The following is a 17959-nucleotide window of genomic DNA, read 5'->3' as shown; positions in this document are numbered from 1 at the left end:
AGACCGGGCCTGCACACTCTATGCGAATGCGCCTTATGTTACTGGGCGGCGGGAATGCCCTCGGGCAGGCGCTGATTCGCCTCGGTGCAGAGGAAGACATCGGTTTCCTCGCACCCAAACCGCCCCAAGACGGCTGGGATGCCGCGAGCCTCACCCAATTGCTCGACGACACCCGTCCCGATGCGTTGATTAACCTCGCCTACTATTTCGACTGGTTCCAGGCCGAAGCGGTCAGCGAAACCCGCTTGGCTGCCCAGGAGTTCGCGATCGAGCGCCTGGCTGAACTGTGCCAGCACCACAACATCACCTTGCTGCAACCGTCCAGCTACCGCGTGTTCGATGGCTCGCGTGCCACCGCCTACAGCGAAAAGGACGAGCCGGTGCCCTTGGGCCTGCGCGGCCAGGCGTTGTGGCGCATTGAGCAAAGCGTGCGCGCCACCTGCCCGCAACACGTGATGCTGCGTTTTGGCTGGCTGCTGGATGACAGCGTCGACGGCACCCTGGGGCGCTTCCTGGCCCGTGCCGAGAAACCGGATGAATTGCTGATGGCCGACGACCGACGCGGCAACCCGACGCCGGTGGATGATGCCGCACGGGTGATCATCTCAGTGCTCAAGCAACTCGATTGCGCGGCGCCGCTGTGGGGCACGTATCACTACGCCGGCCATGAGGCGACCACGCCGTTGGCGCTGGGCCAGGCGATTCTCACCGAAGCGCGCAACTACCATCCGCTGGCGATCGAATCCCCTACCGCCCAGGCCCACGCGGCACGGCCGGATGCGGCCGATGAACCGCAACACGCGGTGCTGGCCTGCAAGAAAATCCTCCACACCTTTGGCATCAAGCCACGGGCGTGGCGGGCCGGGTTGCCGGCATTGCTGGACCGGTTCTACCGGCGTAGCTGACACCGCACAAAACCAAATGTGGGAGCGGGCTTGTGTGGGAGCTGGCTTGCCTGCGATAGCATCGCCTCGGTGTGACTGATAGACCGAAGCGTCTGCATCGCGGGCAAGCCCGACTCCCACACAAGCCCGCTCCCACAGGGGTTATGCAGCGTTAGTTAAACCGGGATTAGAACTTGTAGCCGATACCCACCATGTAAACCATTGGGTCAACGTCCACATTGACCTTGGCGCGCGTGCCTTGGCCAAGCGCGTTGTTGTCCACGGTGGCCTTGGTGCTGATGTCGATGTAGCGCGCCTGGGCGTTGATCATCCACTTGTCGTTGATCATGTAGTCGGCGCCGATCTGCGCGGCCCAGCCCCAGGAGTTTTCCGCCTTGAAGTTGCTGAAACCGGCTTGCTGGGCGTCACTGCTGACGTGCTCGTCGTAGATCCAGGTGTAGTTGATGCCGGCGCCCACGTACGGTTGGAATGCCGACTTGCTGTCCAGCGGGTAGTACACGACGCTCAGGGTCGGCGGCAGGTGTTTCAGGGTGCCGAGCTTGCCGTTGGCGGCGCCGAGCGCGGTGTTCTTGAGCTTCACGTCATGCTCGAACGGTGTGGCTGCCAGCAGTTCGATACCCCAGTGGCTGGTGAACATGTAGGCGAAGTTCAAGCCCAGTTGAGTGTCGCTGCTCATGGTCGCCTTGCCGCCCAGGTTGGTGCCCGCCAATGGGCCCTGGTCAACCTTCACGCTGCTGCTGTCTGCTTTCGGGTTAACGGTGATTGCACCGGCGCGAATCAGAATATCGCCCGCTTCGTGAGCGTGGACGGCAGGGGCGGCGAGGGCGAGCGCGAAGAGGGACGCGCCGAGCAGGGACTTGTTCATGGGAGCTCCAAAAGGACGTTAAAAGTTGTACGTCCAATGGTAAAGATCGTTCCATTCGATCCTTTGACTCAGCTCAATGAAAGGGTAACCACGGCTCAAAAACCGTGGGATCTGTGCTGTTCTTGAGCAAGGCTCATTCCTGCAGCTCGTAGACGTAAATCTTCTCGGCATCCATTTGGTAGCCGGCATCCGCCAACTCACTGGATGACGGTTTGACCTGCATCGAGCCCTCGATCCAATACGGCTGGTACAGCTCGTCAAGCTTCACCCCGACTTCGCTTTTCACATGCACGATCTGGTTCGACGGCGGCGGCGGTACGTGGATGCACGCGCCGAAATACGGCACCAGCAAGAACTCGGTGGTGCGGCCTTCTTCGCTGACTTCCAGCGGCACGATATAACCCGGCAAGCGAATGTGCTGGCCGTCGAGGCTCTGCACCACCGGCGCGTTGGGCAGGTCCTGCTTGGCCGCAGGCGCCGCCTCGACCGACAATGCGTCGGCCATGTTCGACAGGTCGTGCAGCGGTTTCATATTGGGGATTTCCGGCGGCGCGTCCGGCGGGATCATCTCCTGCCAGGACAGGTCCTTGGGCTGGTCGGTCGCCCACGCGGGCACGGCCACCAGCAGCAACAGGGCAAACAGGGCACGGCGCATCGAAGCCTTCCTCATAAACGTATGGACAGGCCATCGGCCAGGGATTGTCGATAGGCGCGCCACGCGGGCACGCTGCCCATCAACAGCGCTGCCGCCAGGATACCGGCGAGCAACGTCCATTCATATTCGCTGGGCCACGCCATCGGCAGGTCCAGGCCGTAGTTGGCCTGCAAATACCCGCGCGATGCGGCGATGCACACGTACAGCAGGCCTGTGCCTGCAACCACGCCGGACAGTGCCAGCGCGAAGGCTTCGAAGATCAGCAGTGTTGCGATGTGCCAGGGGCGTGCGCCGACCGAGCGCAGGATCGCCATCTCGCGGCGGCGCTCGTTGAGGCTGGTGAGGATCGCCGTGAGCATGCCGATCAGGCCGGTCAGCACCACGAACAGCGAGATCACGAACAACGCTTTTTCGGCGGTGCCCATCATGCTCCACAACTCTTGCAGCGCCACGCCGGGCAGGATCGCCAGCATCGGCTCACCGCGGAATTCATTGATCTCGCGTTGCAGGGCGAAGGTGGAAATCTTGTTGTTCAAACCGAGCATGAACGCGGTGATCGCCTGCGGGGTCAGGTCCATATTGCGCGCCTGATCGGCGCTGATGCGGCCTTTGCCCTGGGCGGGTACGCCGTTGTGCCAGTCGATATGAATCGCTTCCATACCGCCGAGGCTGATGTGCAGCGTGCGGTCTACCGGCGTGCCGGTGCGCTTGAGAATGCCGACCACGGTGAACGGTTTGTCATCGTGTTTGACCAGGCTGACCACTGCCACGCCGTGGGCCAGTACCAGCTTATCGCCGAGCTTGTAATGCAGGGCGTCGGCGACTTCAGCACCCAACACCACTTCGAACGGGTCGGTGGCGAAGGCGCGGCCGCTGGCCAGTTCGAGGTTCTGCTTGCGGCCGTACTGGTAGTGCTCGAAGTAGGATTCGTTGGTGCCCATCACCCGGTAGCCACGGTGCGAGTCGCCAAGGGAAATCGGGATTGCCCATTTCACTTGCGGGTTGGCGGCGAAGTGCTCGTAGCTGTCCCAACGGATGTTGTTGGTGGCGTTGCCGATGCGGAACACCGAGTACAGCAGCAGGTTGACCGAGCCGGAGCGGGCGCCGACGATCAGGTCGGTGCCGCTGATGGTGCTGGCGAAGCTGTTGCGCGCCTCAACGCGCACGCGCTCCACCGCCAGCAACAGACACACCGACAGGGCGATGGCGAAAGCGGTGAGGATCGCGGTAAAGCGGCGGTTAGCCAGGCTGGCCATGGCTAGACGAAACAAATACATCTCAAACCTCTGCGGGCGTGGCGGCGCGATTGAGTTCGGCCAGCGACAGGTTGCGGTCGAACAACGGCGCCAGGCTCTGGTCATGGCTGACAAACAACAGGCTGGCGCCCGCGTCGCGGCATTCGGCGAACAGCAGCCGGATGAATGCTTCGCGAGCGTCATAGTCCAGGGCCGAGGTGGGCTCGTCGGCAATCACCAGTTCCGGTTGGCCGATCAACGCACGGGCAGCGGCCACCCGTTGTTGCTGGCCGATGGACAGCGAGTCGGCGCGGCGCTCCAGCAGGCTTTTGTCGTTCAAACCCAGATGCGCGAGCAACGTGGCTGCGGCCTGATCGACGCTGCCGTGGCGCTGAATCGCCCGTTGCGCGCGCAGCTTGGAAAAGTGGCAAGGCAACTCGACGTTCTCGCGCACCGACAGGAACGGCAGCAGGTTGAACTGCTGGAAAATGTAGCCGGTGTGGTCGACGCGGAAGCGGTCGCGTGCGCCCGCCGACAGCTCGGTCAATTCCTGGCCGAGCAGGCGGATGCTGCCCTGGCTGGGTTTCTGCACGCCGCCCAGCAGGCCGAGCAGGGTGGTTTTGCCACTGCCGCTCGGGCCCTTGAGAAACAGAGTTTCCCCCGCTTCCAGGCGGAACGTGGGGATGTCCAGCAACTGTGGGTGGCCGGGCCAGTTGAAGCCCAGGTCAGACAGTTCGATTAACGCTTGGGTCATGGGAAATCAGGGTCGCCTGGTGGTAGGAAGTGGCGCCGATCCACTGTAGGAGCCGGCTTGCCAGCTCCCACAGTTGTGGGTTTTCAGATCAGAATTTCAGCGTAGCTGCCTGTGCCGTTGCTTCCACACCTTGCTGGCCGCTTGGGCCAATCAACTGCACGTTGATTTTCTGGGTGGCGGGGAAGGTCTTGAACACTTGGCTCAGGTCGAGATTGCTCAGCGCAGTCGGCGTGGCGCAGGTGAACTGGTAGTGGGCGTGGATTTCGCTGTGATCATGATGATGTTCGTCGGCGGCTGCGCCTTTGCCGTCGGTGGCGTGGTCATCATCGTCGTCGTCATGATCGGCTTCAGGTTTGTCACCGAACAACGGGCTGTTGAGTTCCAGGGTACTGATCACGCAACCGGCGGCTTTTGGCAGATTGAACAGGGCCAACGGGCTTTCCAGCTGTTTGCGGGTGGCGGCGACCTTGGCTTTATCGGCCGGGGAGGTGGCCTGGTGTTCAAAACCCACGAGGTTCATGGCTGGGCTGTCAAATTCCAGTTCAAGCGCCTGGCCGTCGAGTACCGCATTGAGGCGACCGACACCGTGCTCGTGGGCGCCGAGGCTGCCGTGCTCGTGATCATGGTCGTGCTCGTCAGCCGCGTGAGCAATGGCGAGTGGCAACAGGGCAAACGGCAAAGCGAGCAGCAGACGGCGCATGAGAAGGCTCCAGAACATGAAAGTTTTGTTATGTAATCTTATAACGATAATCCGGGAGTTTGAACGCCCGCTTGGCGTTGCGCAAGTCGCGTGGGAGCATGCGGGTCGGAAAAGTGCGGGGAGTAAGGACGATGTTACGAATTCGTGGAACCGTCGGCGACTTGCCGGTGGACTTGACCGTGGAGCTCGACGACGACGATTGGGCACGACTGGGCGCGCAGTTGCAGGCGACCCCGGTACCCAGCGCGCCGGCAGATGCACCGGTCAAACACAGCGATGATCTGTGGCAGAGTGCCCAGGACCTGTTGCGCAAGGCCGGGCAACTCAATGGGCTGGAGTTACTCGACCAATTGGAAGGCTTGTCGGGTGATGCGGCGTCAGGCAAACGCCTGTTGGTGCGCCTGCGCCACAGTGCCAGCGTGAAAGTAGCCAGCGGCGGAGATACGCCGCTGTACAGCTGGATCGGCGATTAATACAGCGCGGCGAACAACTTGCGGCGGTACACGGTGACCAGCGGGTGGTCATTGCCGAGCAATTCGAATACTTGCAGCAAGGTCTTGTGCGGCAAGCCTTCGCTGTAGCTGCGATTGCGGATAAACAGCTTGAGAAGGCCTTCCAGCGCTGCGTCGTATTGCTGGCGAGCGAGTTGCTGAATGGCCAACTGATAGGCCGCTTCATCGTCCTGCGGGTTTTGCGCCAGGCGGCTTTTCAAGTCGGCGGCGTCTGGCAAATCGGCCGCCTGGCGCAGGAAGGTTATTTGCGCCTTGGCCCCGGCGAGGGCGGCTTTGTGGTCGTCGCTTTTCACGGCGTCGAGCACGGTTTGGGCTTCGCCCAACTCACCGCGTTCGGCCAGGCAGCGTGCATACAGGATCAGCGCGGCAGCGTTGGTGTTGTCTTCGCCCAGCAGCGCGACCAGTACCGCTTCGGCGTCGCTGATACGGCCTTCGGCAAACAGCGCCTGGGCCTGTTCCAGTGGGTCAGCGGCCGCCGGCGGTGGCATCTGCACATGCGGCTCCAGCATCGCCCTTACCGCCGACTCCGGCTGCGCCCCGGCAAACCCGTCCACTGGCTGGCCGTCCTTGAACAGCACCACGGTGGGCAGGCTTTGAATGCCAAAACGCGCGACGATATCCTGCTCGGCCTCGCAATCGATCTTGGCCAGCAGCAGCTCGCCCTGATAACTCTCGGCAATTTTCGCCAGCATGGGCATCAACGCCTTGCACGGCGCGCACCACTCGGCCCAGAAATCCACGAGTACGGGTTTTTCGAAGGAGTTCTGAATCACGGCCTGGTCGAAGTTAGCGGTGGTGACGTCGAAGATGTACGGCGTGGGCTCACTCATGGTGCGTCTCGAATAAAGCGGGAATGGGGCAACTATAAGGTGATGGAGTCCAGATCGCTATCGCGGGCAAGCCCACTCCCGCACTTGACCGCATTCCCTTGTGGGAGCGGGCTTGCCCGCGATGGTCTCAAGAACGCCGCGAATGGTACAGGCTCACCTTGCGAAACTCCCAAGGCTCGGCCAGATCGGGCAGGGTCAGCGCATCAAGTATTTCCAGGCGTTGATACGCCGGGTGCTGAAAGTCGCGTACCCGCGAATCTGCCACCAGTGCCTCGCGGCCACGGGTGAGGAACTGGTCGAGCAGCGGCAGGTTGGCGCGGTCGTAGAGCACGTCGGCGACCAGGATCAGGTCGAAGCGGTCGGCTTCGGCGAAAAAGTCTGCTGAATAACTCAGTTCCACTTTGTTGAGTTCGGCGTTCGCCCGGCAAGCGGCCAGCGCCAGCGGGTCTAAATCACACGCGACCACTTCCAGCGCACCCGCCTTGACGGCGGCGATCCCGGCCACGCCGGAACCGGCGCCAAAATCCAGCACACGCTTGCCGGCGACCCACTCAGGGTTGGCCGCCAGGTAGCGCGCCAGTGCCAGGCCGCTGGCCCAGCAAAAACTCCAGTAGGGCGGTTCATGCAGGATGCGCCGGGTTTCTTCGGGGCTGAAGGCGCGGTCCATATTGTCCGCGTCGAGCAGCCACAACGAGAGCTCGGTGCCCGGCAGCGGGCAGGGCACCAATTGCGCGTCGCCGATCAGTTCGCTCAGCGCCCGTTGCAGGCCCAGCGGTGGCGTCATGGTGCCTTGACGAGTTGCAGGGGGCCGGTGGTCTGGGTGATGGCTTGGGTGATGCGCACGGCGGGCAGGTGCAGGATCAACTGGCCGGACTGGCTGGCACGACCGCGCAATTCAACCCGCGCACCGGCCGGAAAGGCGTCCGGGCTGAAGCGCAGGCGGAAGGCCACGGGCTTGCCGTTGCCGGTCAACACACTGCTGGCGAGCAGTTGTTGCGGGCGGTTGCGCTCGTCAATCACCAGCAGCGCCAGTTCGACTTCGGCGTTGGCCGGCACGCCATTGAGGGTGCCGTTGATTTCACGCTGATAAGCCGGCAGCGGGCCCAAGTCTTCAATGCCGGGGACTTTTTTCTCTTGGGCAGGCGTCGGTTGCGGTACCGACGGTTTCGGGGCTTCGCTGCTGCAGGCGACCAGGAAACTGAACAGGGTGAGTAAAACAAGTGGTCGTAACTGCATGTACGGCTCCAGAAAGGGCAAAATCCGTGGCTTAAAAAATATGAAACATAATAGTCAGCCTATATACCGTAAAGGCTATGGCTTGTCTTGCCATGGGGATGCGCTACCATGGCCCTCCCTTTTTTTGTTGCCTGCCACCATGCACTGTCCCTTCTGCGGTGCCAACGACACCAAGGTCATTGACTCACGTCTGGTCGCCGAGGGCGATCAAGTACGTCGCCGGCGCGAATGCCTGGCCTCTGGCTGCGGTGAACGTTTCACCACCTTCGAAACCGCCGAACTGGTGTTGCCACGTCTGATCAAGTCCGACGGCAGCCGCCAGCCTTTCGACGAAGACAAACTGCGCGCCGGTATGCAGCGCGCCCTGGAAAAACGCCCGGTGAGTGTCGAGCGGCTGGAGGCGGCGCTGGCGCATATCAAGCACAAGCTGCGTGCGACCGGTGAGCGCGAGGTCAAGAGCCTGGTGGTTGGAGAGCTGGTGATGGGCGAGCTGCAAAAGCTCGACGAAGTCGCCTATATCCGTTTCGCTTCGGTGTATCGACGCTTCCAGGACCTCAATGAGTTCCGCGAAGAGATCGACCGCCTGGCCCGTGAGCCGGTAAAGAAATGACCGCACCTTCTGCAGAACAGGCCATCCTCGACGCCCATTACATGGCTCGCGCCCTCGAATTGGCGCGCAAGGGCGTGTACACCACCCATCCCAACCCGCGTGTGGGCTGTGTGATTGTGCGGGATGGGCAGATTGTCGGCGAAGGCTGGCATGAGCGCACCGGCGAACCCCATGCCGAGCCGAATGCGTTGCGCGCCGCCGGTGACAAGGCGCGTGGCGCCACGGTGTACGTGACCCTTGAGCCATGCAGCCACCACGGGCGGACACCGCCTTGCGCCGACGCGCTGGTGACTGCCGGTGTCGCGAGAGTGGTCGCCGGGATGCAGGACCCCAACCCGGAAGTGGCTGGCCGTGGCCTGCAGCGTTTGGCCCAGGCCGGTATCGAAACCCACAGCGGCGTGCTGGAAAGTGAAGCGCGCGCGCTCAACCCGGGCTTCCTCAAGCGCATGGAACACGGCCTGCCGTTCGTGCGGGTCAAGCTGGCGATGAGTTTGGACGGCCGCACCGCGATGGCCAGTGGCGAAAGCCAATGGATCACCGGCCCTGCCGCCCGCGCCGCCGTACAGCGCCTGCGCGCCGAGGCCAGCGTGGTGTTGACCGGTGCCGATACGGTGCTGGCCGACGGCGCCCGCCTGACCGTACGTGCCGCCGAACTGGGCCTGGACGAAGCGACCACTGCACTGGCCATGTCCCGCCCGCCATTGCGCGTGTTGATCGACGGCCGCCTGCGCGTGCCGCTCAACGCGCCGTTCTTCAAGGCCGGCCCGGCGCTGGTCATCACCTGCGTTACGCCAGAGAACCAGTTCCCCCGTGGGCCCGAATGCCTGGTAGTGCCAGGCGTTGACGGTCAGGTGGACCTGCGCTCGGCGCTGGTCGCACTGGCGGCCAGAGGTGTCAACGAAGTGTTGGTAGAGGCCGGTCCAAGCCTGGCGGGTGCGTTTGCCCAGCAGGGGTTGGTCGACGAGTACGTGATATTCGTCGCCGGCAAGTTTCTTGGCTCCGCCGCCCGGCCTTTGCTGGACTGGCCGCTTGATAAACTCGCCGACGCCCCCCAACTCAAGATCACTGAAATGCGCGCTGTAGGCGATGACTGGCGAGTCACTGCCATCCCTCTTCCAGCAGCGAGCGTATAATTCTGACCGGGCGCTCAAGCGCCCGTCCCGTTTTCCAGGAGAAGGCCATGTTCACCGGCATTATCGAATCCATCGGCAGCATCCGCGCAATGACCCCCAAAGGCGGTGATGTGCGCTTGCTGGTTGAAACCGGCAAGCTCGACTTGGGCGACGTCAAGCTGGGCGACAGTATCGCCGTCAGCGGCGTGTGCCTGACCGTCATTGAGCTGCCGGGCAATGGCTTTGCCGCCGACGTCAGCCGGGAAACCCTGGACTGCACCGCGATGAACGACCTCAAAGCCGGCAGCCCGGTCAACCTGGAAAAAGCCCTGACCCCGACCACCCGCCTGGGTGGCCACCTGGTCAGCGGTCACGTCGACGGCGTCGGCGAAGTGGTGGCGCGCAGCGAAAACGCACGTGCCGTCGAATTCCGCATTCGTGCGCCGAAAGAGCTGGCCAAGTACATCGCCCACAAAGGCTCGATCACCGTCGACGGCACCAGCCTGACCGTGAACGCCGTCAATGGCGCCGAATTTGAGCTGACCATCATTCCCCACACCCTGAGCGAAACCATCATGGCGTCGTACCAGCCAGGTCGCCGGGTGAACCTGGAAGTTGACTTGCTTGCCCGTTACCTGGAGCGCCTGCTGATGGGCGATAAGGCCGCAGAGTCTGTCTCTCTACAAGGGCCGTCCGGGAACATCACTGAAAGTTTTCTGGCCGCTAATGGCTACCTGAAATCCTGACCAAGGGGGTGCCGCGTGGCGCTCAATAGCATCGAAGAACTGGTTGAAGACATCCGCCAAGGCAAGATGGTCATCCTGATGGATGACGAAGATCGCGAAAACGAAGGCGACATCATCATGGCCGCCGAGGCCTGCAAGGCTGAGCACATCAACTTCATGGCCAAGCACGCCCGTGGGCTGATCTGCATGCCCATGAGCCGCGAGCGCTGCGAGTTGCTCAAGCTGCCATTGATGGCGCCGCGCAACGGGTCGGGTTTCGGCACCAAGTTCACCGTGTCCATTGAAGCGACCACCGGCGTTACCACCGGTATTTCTGCCGCCGACCGTGCACGCACGGTGCAAGCCGCCGCCGCGAAAGACGCCAAGGCCGAAGACATCGTCAGCCCGGGCCACATCTTCCCGCTGATGGCCCAGCCGGGCGGCACCCTCGCTCGCGCCGGCCACACCGAAGCCGCCTGCGATTTGGCGCGCATGGCCGGTTTCGAGCCGAGCGGCGTGATCTGCGAAGTGATGAACGACGACGGCACCATGGCCCGTCGCACTGAACTCGAAGCCTTTGCCGCCGAACACAACCTCAAGATCGGCACCATTGCCGACCTGATTCACTACCGCATGATCCACGAACGTACCGTTCAGCGGATTGCCGAGCAGCCGCTGGACAGCGAACTGGGCCAATTCAATTTGGTGACCTACCGTGATTCAGTGGAAGGCGACGTGCACATGGCCCTGACCCTGGGCACCATTTGCGCCGACGAACCGACCCTGGTGCGCGTGCACAATATGGACCCGCTGCGCGACCTGCTAATGGTCAAGCAGCCCGGCCGCTGGAGCCTGCGCGCTGCCATGGCCGCGGTTTCCGCAGCAGGCAGCGGTGTGGTGTTGCTGTTGGGCAACCCGGTGGATGGCGACGTGTTGCTCGCGCATATTCGCGAAACCGCCGAGAACACTCAGGTCAAAACGCCGACCACCTACAGCATCGTCGGTGCCGGTTCGCAGATCCTGCGCGACCTGGGTGTACGCAAAATGCGCTTGATGAGTGCACCGATGAAATTTAATGCGATATCCGGTTTCGACCTGGAAGTTGTAGAATACGTGCCCTCCGAATAACGGCTGGCTATTTTTGCCCCGTGTTCGCGGTTAAATCATCACTGAGGGACGCACTTTTCGCGTCCCGGCTCTTTAAGAGATTTGTCGAATGACCCTGAAGACCATCGAAGGTACCTTCATCGCCCCCAAAGGCCGCTATGCCCTGGTGGTTGGCCGCTTCAACAGCTTCGTGGTTGAAAGCCTGGTAAGCGGTGCCGTTGACGCCCTGGTTCGCCACGGTGTGAGCGAGAGCGATATCACCCTCATCCGCGCCCCTGGCGCCTTCGAAATTCCTCTGGTTGCGCAAAAAGTTGCACAGCAGGGTGAATACGCGGCGATCATCGCCCTGGGCGCGGTCATTCGTGGCGGTACCCCGCATTTCGAATACGTGGCTGGCGAATGCACCAAGGGCCTGGCCCAGGTGTCCATGGAGTTCGGAGTGCCAGTCGCTTTCGGCGTACTGACCGTAGATTCCATCGAGCAAGCCATCGAGCGTTCCGGCACCAAGGCCGGTAACAAAGGCGCTGAAGCAGCCCTGTCCGCGCTGGAAATGGTCAGCCTGCTGTCGCAGTTGGAGGCCAAGTGATTTCTGACGAGAGCGATCGTTTCAACCCGCGCGACGAGCGTCCTGCCGACGCTGGCAAGCCATCGAAAAGCGAAAAGCGCCGTGCTGCTCGTCAGCTTGCTACCCAGGCGCTGTACCAGCGCCACATGGCTGGCACCTCGCTAAACGAGATCGAAGCGCAATTTCGCGTCGATAACGACTTTACCTTCGCCGACCAGAGCTACTTCCACGACATCCTGCACGGTGTTCCGGCTAACCTCGACGAGATCGACAAGGCCTTGGCGCCTTGCCTGGACCTGACCCTCGAAGAGCTGGACCCGGTTGAACTCGCCGTACTGCGCCTGTCCACCTGGGAACTGCTCAAGCGCGTCGACGTGCCATACCGCGTGGTGATCAACGAAGGTATCGAACTGGCGAAAGTCTACGGTTCGACCGACGGCCACAAGTTCGTCAACGGCGTGCTCGACAAGCTGGCCCCGCGCCTGCGCGAAGCCGAAGTGAAGGAACACAAGCGCTAAGTCGCGCTGACGTTCCCCATGGGTGAGTTCGAGCTGATCCGCAACTACTTCGCCGCCGCGCCGTGTGCGCAAGGCGGCGAAGGCATTGCCCTGGGGATCGGCGACGACTGCGCCTTGCTGGCGCTCCCCGCCGGGGAGCAGTTGGCAATCTCCACCGATACCTTAGTGGCCGGCGTGCACTTTGCCGACCCGTGTGACCCGTTCCTGCTCGGCCAGCGCTCGCTGGCCGTGGCAGTGAGCGACCTGGCCGCCATGGGCGCCCATCCCCTCGCGTTTACCCTTGCCCTTACCACCCCGACGGTTGATGCCGATTGGCTGCAACGCTATGCCCAGGGTTTGAATGCCATGGCGCAAAGCTGCGGTGTGGGCCTGGTGGGCGGCGATACCACGCGCGGGCCGCTGAGCCTGACCCTGACGGTGTTTGGCCGAGTACCGGCCGGGCAGGCATTGACGCGCAGCGGTGCACAGCCGGGTGACCTGCTGTGTGTGGGCGGTGAACTTGGCAATGCCGCCGGCGCATTGCCGTTGGTGTTGGGGCAACGCACGGCTGACGCCGCCATCGCTGAGCCCTTGCTCGCCCATTACTGGTCGCCGCAACCGCAGTTGGCGCTGGGCCTGGCGCTACGGGGCAAGGCGACATCGGCCATGGATATTTCCGACGGGTTGTTGGCCGATTGCGGGCATATCGCCAAGGCTTCGGCTGTCAGCCTGCTGGTTGAGCGTCAGAAGTTGCCGCTGTCCAAGGCGTTGTTGGCGTTTGTCGGTGATGATGAAGCCCGTGTCGCCGCGTTGAGCGGGGGCGACGACTATGTGTTGGCCTTCACCTTGCCGCGCGCCGAGTTGGCGCCCTTGTTGGCGAACGGGTGGCCGATCCATGTGATCGGCCGGGTCGAGGCAGGGCAGGGCGTAACGCTGCTCGACGCCACCGGGCAAGACATCACTCCGGCCGTGCGCGGTTATCAACATTTTCACGAGACGCTGTAAGCCTGCGAGCATGCGCTACCCTCTATACGGTTATCACGGTGTAGGAGGTTGTCACCATGGTTGTGCGCCGTTGGCTGCTGATCATGATGTGTGCCGCGTCGCTGGTGCTGGCAGATGAAGCGCCCGTCCCTGGCAAGGTCATGCTGGCCAGTGAGGAATGGAACAACTACACCAACAAAGATGGCAGTGGTCTGGCCTGGGATGTATTGCGTCAGGTCTTCGAACCGGCAGGCATTACCCTGCAAACCCGCACCGTGCCCTATACCCGCTCGGTCGGGCTGGCCCAGCGCGGTGAGGTGGACGGCTGGGTCGGCGCCTATCGCGATGAAGCCCGCGGCGTGCTGTACCCGCACTGGCACTTCGACGCCGACCACCTCTACGCACTCGGGCTGGCAACTGCGCCGACGCCGAGCCTCGCCACCCTGGGCAACTACCGCTTGGCGTGGGTGCGCGGCTATCGGTATGAGGCGTACTTGCCGAACCTGCACCACTTCAACCAGATCGAGCGCCGTGACGGCATCCTGCCGATGCTGCAACACGCTCGCGTCGACTTCTACATCGATTCCCTTACCGAAGCCAAACACGTGCTGAGTCAGTCGGATGAACCGTCGCAATTCAAACTCACTCATATCGCCGAGCTGCCGCTCTATGTAGGCTTTGCCGACACTGAGCGCGGGCGGGCCTTGATGGCCGTCTATGACCGGCGCATGGCGGCCCTGGTCAAAAATGGCGAGCTGAAGCCGATTTTCGAGCGCTGGAAACAGCCGTATCCATTCTGACCTGCATAGAACCTAGACGAAGGCCAATCGAACCTATTGATCTTTATCAGCGATAATTCAGCTTAAGCGTCTGTAGGAACCTGCTGTTACAATGGCGCCCTCTGTGAAATCTGAAATCAGGAGCACACGGTGCCCGTCGTTTTCGTCGCTGCTTCCAAGCTGCCTACCCCTTTTGCCACGTTCACCATGAATGGCTTTCTCGAAGAGGCCAACGGGCGCGAGCACGTTGTGCTCAGCCTGGGTGACATCGCCGACGGCGCGCCGGTGCTTGGCCGCGTGCACTCCGAGTGCCTGACCGGCGACGCGCTGTTCAGCCAGCGCTGCGACTGCGGATCGCAACTGGAAGCGGCCATGCGGGCCATTGCCCGTGAAGGCCGTGGCGTATTGCTGTACTTGCGTCAGGAAGGCCGTGGCATTGGCCTGATGAACAAGATCCGGGCTTACGAGCTGCAGGACGGCGGTGCCGATACTGTCGAAGCCAACGAGCGCCTGGGCTTCGCCGCCGACCAGCGTGACTACGGCATCTGCCTGCCGATGCTGGAACATCTGGGGGTGAAATCCCTGCGCCTGATGACCAACAACCCGCGCAAGGTCAACGCCTTGACCGAGATGGGCATCACCGTGGCCGAGCGTGTGCCGCTGCACACTGGGCAAAACCCGCATAACAAACTCTACCTGGCCACCAAAGCCAGCAAGCTCGACCACATGATGGGCAACGAGCATCAAGGCGAGGTCGACCGCGCGTGACCCGTGGCCAGGTAAAACGCCGACTGTCCTTCAACTGGTGGCAGTACCTGGCCCTGGCATTGCTCCCGTTGTTCGTCATCAATCTGGTATTTGGTCAGGCCGAATCCCTGCTTCCCGTGCTGGCCATGCCGTTCTTCATTGCCGGCGTGGCCTCGATGTTTTTGAGCCTGCGCTATTTTCATGGCTATAAACACGCGCTGATTGCCACTTCCAAAGCCCTCGACACACCCGAAGAACCGGCTGCCTGGATCACTCTCGCGGCACGTCGGCGCACGGCGTTGCTGGTGGCTGCCCTGCCAGCCTGGATCGGTGCGTTGGCGGTGTTTGTCGGCCTGGAAGCAGTGCCGCTGTGCTTGCTGGCGCTGTCGACGCTGGTGCTGTTTTACCTCTATCGCATTCCGCGTCAGCTGGGATGAGGCGTCACTGGCTGGCGGTCCTGCTGCTGGTCTTCAGTGCCCAGGCATTGGCAGTCGAACGCGTTGTCAGCCTGGCGCCGTCGCTCTCTGAAATTGTGCTTGAACTGGGCGCTGCCGACTTGCTGGTTGGCGTGCTCGACGGCGGCGAGCGGCCGGCGGCGTTGGCGAACGTGCCGTCGGTGGGGCATTACGGGCAACTGAACATGGAGCGCCTGCTCAGCCTAAAGCCCGACCTGATCCTGCTCTGGCCCGGCAGTGTCGGCCCGGCTCAGCGTGAGCAATTGCAGCGCCTGAAGATCCCGGTGTATGTCGCCGAACCCCATAGCCTTGAACAACTGACGTCTCAAATCCAAGCCATCGCTCAACAAGTGGGCCGCGAGGAGGCGGGTCGACAACTGGCTGCGCAGTTACGCCAGCGCCTGACCGAACTGCGCCAACGCTATCACCGGGCCGAACCCTTGCGGGTGTTTTACCAAGTGTGGAACCAGCCGCTGTACACCGTGGGCGGTGGGCAAATCATCAGCGATGCGCTGAGTGTGTGCGGCGCGCGTAATGTATTCGATGACCTGAAGCTGCCCGCGCCGCAGGTCAGTATTGAGTCTGTGTTGCAGCGTAATCCCGAGGTAATTGTGGCCGGGGATCAGCCGCAACTGGACGCCTGGAAAGCCTGGCCGCAGATTGACGCCGTGGGGCAGGGGCGATTGCTGTTGGTGCCGGACAAAGGCCTGGAGCGGCCCAGCGGGCAAATGTTGGAGGCGGTGGCCAGGCTCTGCCAGGTGATCGCAGCCAGTGCCGATCAGATGTCCGGCGCCCAGCTCACCCCGACCATCAACGCCCGACCTTCTTCCCGATAGCCATACTGTTGGCCTTGATACTGATACAGCTCCCGGTTGTAGCCTTTGTCCAGCACGTTATCGACCTTCATGCTCAGCGTGATTTCACGGTTCACGGCCCAACTGGCGCGTAGCCCGAGCACCCCATAACCACCCAAACGATGCTGGTTCTTCGGATCGTCGTAGCTGCTGCTTACCGCTTGCCAGCTGGCGCCGACGCCGAACTGATCGAATTGGCGATCCACGTCCAGGCTCAGGGTGCGCCTGGCACGACGCGCCAATGTGCGGCCGGAATCTCGGTCGCGCGGGTCTATCATTGCCAGCCCGAGGCTACCTTGCCAGCCGAACAACTCTTGCTTGAGCGCGGCTTCAACGCCATTGATGCGTGCCGAACTGACGTTTTGCGGGCCGCCACTGGCGAACACAATCGCATCTTGGATATCCGTGCGGTATAGCGAGGCTTCCAGACGGCTGGTGTCGCTGAGCTGGCTACGCCACTGCACTTCGTAGCTTTTGGAGGTTTCGGGTTTCAAATTCGGGTTGCTGTTTTTAAAGCCAAACTCGTCCGGGTAGTACAGGTCATTGAACGTCGGAGCCCGGAAGCCCTCGCTGTAACTCAGTAACAGATCGTTATCCGGGTTTACCGGCAGGGTTAAGGTGCCGCTCCAACTGTTGTGACCGCCGAACTGTTGGTTCTGGTCGCGACGCAGGCCCAGTTCCGTGGAGAAGTACTGGGTTTGAAAGCGGTGCTGGATAAACGCAGCACGGTTCCAGCGGCTGTCTTCGGCCAGCGCGGTGCTGCTGTTGACCCGGTCTTCGTACCAGTCGGCGCCCAGGATCAGACTGTTCTGTTCATTGAGGGTTAAGTCGTTCTGCCAGTTCAGCGAGTCGCGGTAGGTGTTGAACACACTGCGTTCGTCGCTAAGTTTATCCTGGGTCTCTTCACGATTTTCGCTGTGGCCCAGTTCTACGCGAGACTTCCAAATGTCGTTGATACGCGCATCGACATAGCTGCTGACGCTACTTACGGTGAAGTGGGTGTAGGGCTGCTGTTGGAAAGCTTGATAGGTGACCGAGTCAAAGCGACCGTAAGGGTTATCGAATTCGCTCTTGCCATGGTTGTCCAGCACGTTTATGCCGGCGTCGAGATCATCGGTGAAGGCATGGCTCAGACTGAAACTGATGGCTTGGTTGCGGTAGGCGTCATCGTCGCCATCGCTGGGGTAGGAGGTCCGTGTGCGATTGAACCCGGCGGTGTCTTCCAAGCTGGCGCTGAGGTCGAATCGGGTTTGTGGGTCGCCCCCGGACAATCCCACGCTGCGCTCCCACGTCTGGTTGCTGCCAAAGCCCACATGCATGCGCGGTTGCAGGCCGGGCTCGGTGTAACGCCGAGTGAAGATCTGGATCACTCCACCAATGGCATCGCTGCCGTAGATCACCGAACGTGAACCTCGTAACACTTCTACTCGCTCGATTTGATCGATGTTGAGGTATTGCAAGTTGCTGGTGCCGGTGGTGGAACTGCTGATGCGCTGGCCATCTACCAGAACCAGGCTTTGGGCGGTGGACGTGCCGCGAATATAAATATTGGTCGCGCTGCCACGGCCACCGCTCTGTGCCAACTGCACGCCGGGTACGCGGTTCAGCAAGTCGCTTAGGGTGGTGGGTTGCAGGCGGTCGATGTCATCGCGGGTGAACACGGTGTTGGCGGCGCTGCTGTCGTTGCGTGCCTGGACCTGGCGGTTGGCGCTGATCACTACGTTGGGGAGTTTCAGGGCGTCGTCGCGCTCAAAGGGTTCGGCGAGCAGGTCAGTGGCCGGGAGCAGCAGCAAGGGCAGGGCAAAGCGAAGGCGGGTCATGGGCTGTCCCTA

The 17959-nt window shown here is 62.0% G+C and carries 22 protein-coding genes; 13 read left to right on the top strand and 9 right to left on the bottom strand.

What is annotated here, in order from left to right:
• Positions 1–20 precede the first annotated feature (20 nt).
• Positions 21–905, top strand: a complete 885-nt coding sequence (locus tag A7J50_RS26025) for a sugar nucleotide-binding protein (protein WP_064455017.1) — start codon at positions 21–23, stop codon at positions 903–905.
• 166 nt (positions 906–1071) lie between these two features.
• On the opposite strand, the gene A7J50_RS26020 is transcribed toward A7J50_RS26025, so the two are convergent.
• The 5 genes from A7J50_RS26020 to A7J50_RS26000 all read right to left on the bottom strand — a co-directional run bounded on the left by A7J50_RS26020 (position 1072) and on the right by A7J50_RS26000 (position 5114).
• The gene (locus A7J50_RS26020; protein WP_064454340.1) at positions 1072–1770 is read right to left on the bottom strand and encodes an OmpW/AlkL family protein; all 699 of its coding nucleotides are present in this window, start codon (positions 1768–1770) and stop codon (positions 1072–1074) included.
• Between the two features lie 133 nt (positions 1771–1903).
• Positions 1904–2425, bottom strand: coding sequence for a DUF3299 domain-containing protein (locus tag A7J50_RS26015; protein WP_064454339.1), 522 nt, complete (start codon positions 2423–2425; stop codon positions 1904–1906).
• Positions 2426–2436: 11 nt separating this feature from the next.
• The gene (locus tag A7J50_RS26010) at positions 2437–3702 is read right to left on the bottom strand and encodes an ABC transporter permease (RefSeq protein ID WP_064454338.1); all 1266 of its coding nucleotides are present in this window, start codon (positions 3700–3702) and stop codon (positions 2437–2439) included.
• Position 3703: 1 nt separating this feature from the next.
• Positions 3704–4414: an ABC transporter ATP-binding protein gene (locus A7J50_RS26005; protein ID WP_064454337.1), complete on the bottom strand. Its 711-nt coding sequence runs from the start codon at positions 4412–4414 to the stop codon at positions 3704–3706.
• An 88-nt stretch (positions 4415–4502) separates the two neighbouring features.
• Positions 4503–5114, bottom strand: a complete 612-nt coding sequence (locus tag A7J50_RS26000; protein ID WP_064454336.1) for a DUF2796 domain-containing protein — start codon at positions 5112–5114, stop codon at positions 4503–4505.
• A gap of 131 nt (positions 5115–5245) precedes the next feature.
• On the opposite strand from A7J50_RS26000, the gene A7J50_RS25995 reads away from it, so the two are divergent.
• Positions 5246–5587 (top strand): hypothetical protein, encoded by a 342-nt coding sequence (locus A7J50_RS25995; RefSeq protein WP_064454335.1) that lies wholly within the window; start codon positions 5246–5248, stop codon positions 5585–5587.
• On the opposite strand, the gene trxA is transcribed toward A7J50_RS25995, so the two are convergent.
• The 3 genes from trxA to A7J50_RS25980 form a co-directional block, all read right to left on the bottom strand.
• Positions 5584–6456 carry a thioredoxin gene (trxA, locus tag A7J50_RS25990; RefSeq protein ID WP_064454334.1) on the bottom strand — a complete coding sequence of 291 codons (873 nt, stop codon included), beginning with the start codon at positions 6454–6456 and terminating at the stop codon, positions 5584–5586. The genes A7J50_RS25995 and trxA overlap by 4 nt on opposite strands.
• A 127-nt stretch (positions 6457–6583) precedes the next feature.
• Positions 6584–7240 carry a class I SAM-dependent methyltransferase gene (locus A7J50_RS25985; RefSeq protein ID WP_064454333.1) on the bottom strand — a complete coding sequence of 219 codons (657 nt, stop codon included), beginning with the start codon at positions 7238–7240 and terminating at the stop codon, positions 6584–6586.
• Positions 7237–7692, bottom strand: coding sequence for a YbaY family lipoprotein (locus A7J50_RS25980; protein ID WP_064454332.1), 456 nt, complete (start codon positions 7690–7692; stop codon positions 7237–7239). Before A7J50_RS25980 ends, A7J50_RS25985 begins: the two co-directional genes overlap by 4 nt.
• A 139-nt stretch (positions 7693–7831) precedes the next feature.
• On the opposite strand from A7J50_RS25980, the gene nrdR reads away from it, so the two are divergent.
• The 11 genes from nrdR (at position 7832) to A7J50_RS25925 (ending at position 16109) form a co-directional block, all read left to right on the top strand.
• Positions 7832–8302 (top strand): transcriptional regulator NrdR, encoded by a 471-nt coding sequence (gene nrdR, locus A7J50_RS25975; protein WP_064455016.1) that lies wholly within the window; start codon positions 7832–7834, stop codon positions 8300–8302.
• Entirely contained in the window at positions 8299–9435 is a 1137-nt protein-coding gene (ribD, locus tag A7J50_RS25970) for a bifunctional diaminohydroxyphosphoribosylaminopyrimidine deaminase/5-amino-6-(5-phosphoribosylamino)uracil reductase RibD (protein WP_064454331.1), read from the top strand. The genes nrdR and ribD overlap by 4 nt, the downstream gene beginning before the upstream one ends.
• A 47-nt stretch (positions 9436–9482) precedes the next feature.
• Positions 9483–10160 carry a riboflavin synthase gene (locus A7J50_RS25965; protein ID WP_064454330.1) on the top strand — a complete coding sequence of 226 codons (678 nt, stop codon included), beginning with the start codon at positions 9483–9485 and terminating at the stop codon, positions 10158–10160.
• Between the two features lie 15 nt (positions 10161–10175).
• Positions 10176–11267, top strand: coding sequence for a bifunctional 3,4-dihydroxy-2-butanone-4-phosphate synthase/GTP cyclohydrolase II (gene ribBA / locus A7J50_RS25960; RefSeq protein ID WP_064454329.1), 1092 nt, complete (start codon positions 10176–10178; stop codon positions 11265–11267).
• A gap of 88 nt (positions 11268–11355) precedes the next feature.
• Complete coding sequence (ribE, locus tag A7J50_RS25955) at positions 11356–11832, top strand: 6,7-dimethyl-8-ribityllumazine synthase (RefSeq protein ID WP_003194576.1); 477 nt, start codon at positions 11356–11358, stop codon at positions 11830–11832.
• Entirely contained in the window at positions 11829–12329 is a 501-nt protein-coding gene (gene nusB / locus A7J50_RS25950; RefSeq protein ID WP_064454328.1) for a transcription antitermination factor NusB, read from the top strand. The genes ribE and nusB overlap by 4 nt, the downstream gene beginning before the upstream one ends.
• Before the next feature lie 18 nt (positions 12330–12347).
• Positions 12348–13313: a thiamine-phosphate kinase gene (gene thiL / locus A7J50_RS25945; RefSeq protein ID WP_064454327.1), complete on the top strand. Its 966-nt coding sequence runs from the start codon at positions 12348–12350 to the stop codon at positions 13311–13313.
• Between the two features lie 56 nt (positions 13314–13369).
• A complete protein-coding gene (locus A7J50_RS25940) occupies positions 13370–14092 on the top strand; it encodes a substrate-binding periplasmic protein (RefSeq protein ID WP_064454326.1) in 723 nt (240 codons plus the stop codon).
• Positions 14093–14221: 129 nt separating this feature from the next.
• Positions 14222–14839, top strand: coding sequence for a GTP cyclohydrolase II (gene ribA, locus A7J50_RS25935; protein ID WP_064454325.1), 618 nt, complete (start codon positions 14222–14224; stop codon positions 14837–14839).
• A complete protein-coding gene (locus A7J50_RS25930) occupies positions 14836–15255 on the top strand; it encodes a nuclear FMR1 interacting 1 family protein (RefSeq protein ID WP_064454324.1) in 420 nt (139 codons plus the stop codon). The genes ribA and A7J50_RS25930 overlap by 4 nt, the downstream gene beginning before the upstream one ends.
• Entirely contained in the window at positions 15252–16109 is an 858-nt protein-coding gene (locus A7J50_RS25925; RefSeq protein ID WP_082895955.1) for a cobalamin-binding protein, read from the top strand. Before A7J50_RS25930 ends, A7J50_RS25925 begins: the two co-directional genes overlap by 4 nt.
• On the opposite strand, the gene A7J50_RS25920 is transcribed toward A7J50_RS25925, so the two are convergent.
• Positions 16052–17947: a TonB-dependent receptor domain-containing protein gene (locus A7J50_RS25920; RefSeq protein ID WP_064454323.1), complete on the bottom strand. Its 1896-nt coding sequence runs from the start codon at positions 17945–17947 to the stop codon at positions 16052–16054. The two genes, A7J50_RS25925 and A7J50_RS25920, sit on opposite strands and share 58 nt — an antisense overlap.
• Positions 17948–17959 lie beyond the last annotated feature (12 nt).

The organism is Pseudomonas antarctica (assembly GCF_001647715.1).
Lineage (GTDB): Bacteria > Pseudomonadota > Gammaproteobacteria > Pseudomonadales > Pseudomonadaceae > Aquipseudomonas > Aquipseudomonas antarctica_A.
Note: the sequence above shows the minus strand (reverse complement) of the source record. Positions and strands in the feature narration are given on the sequence as shown.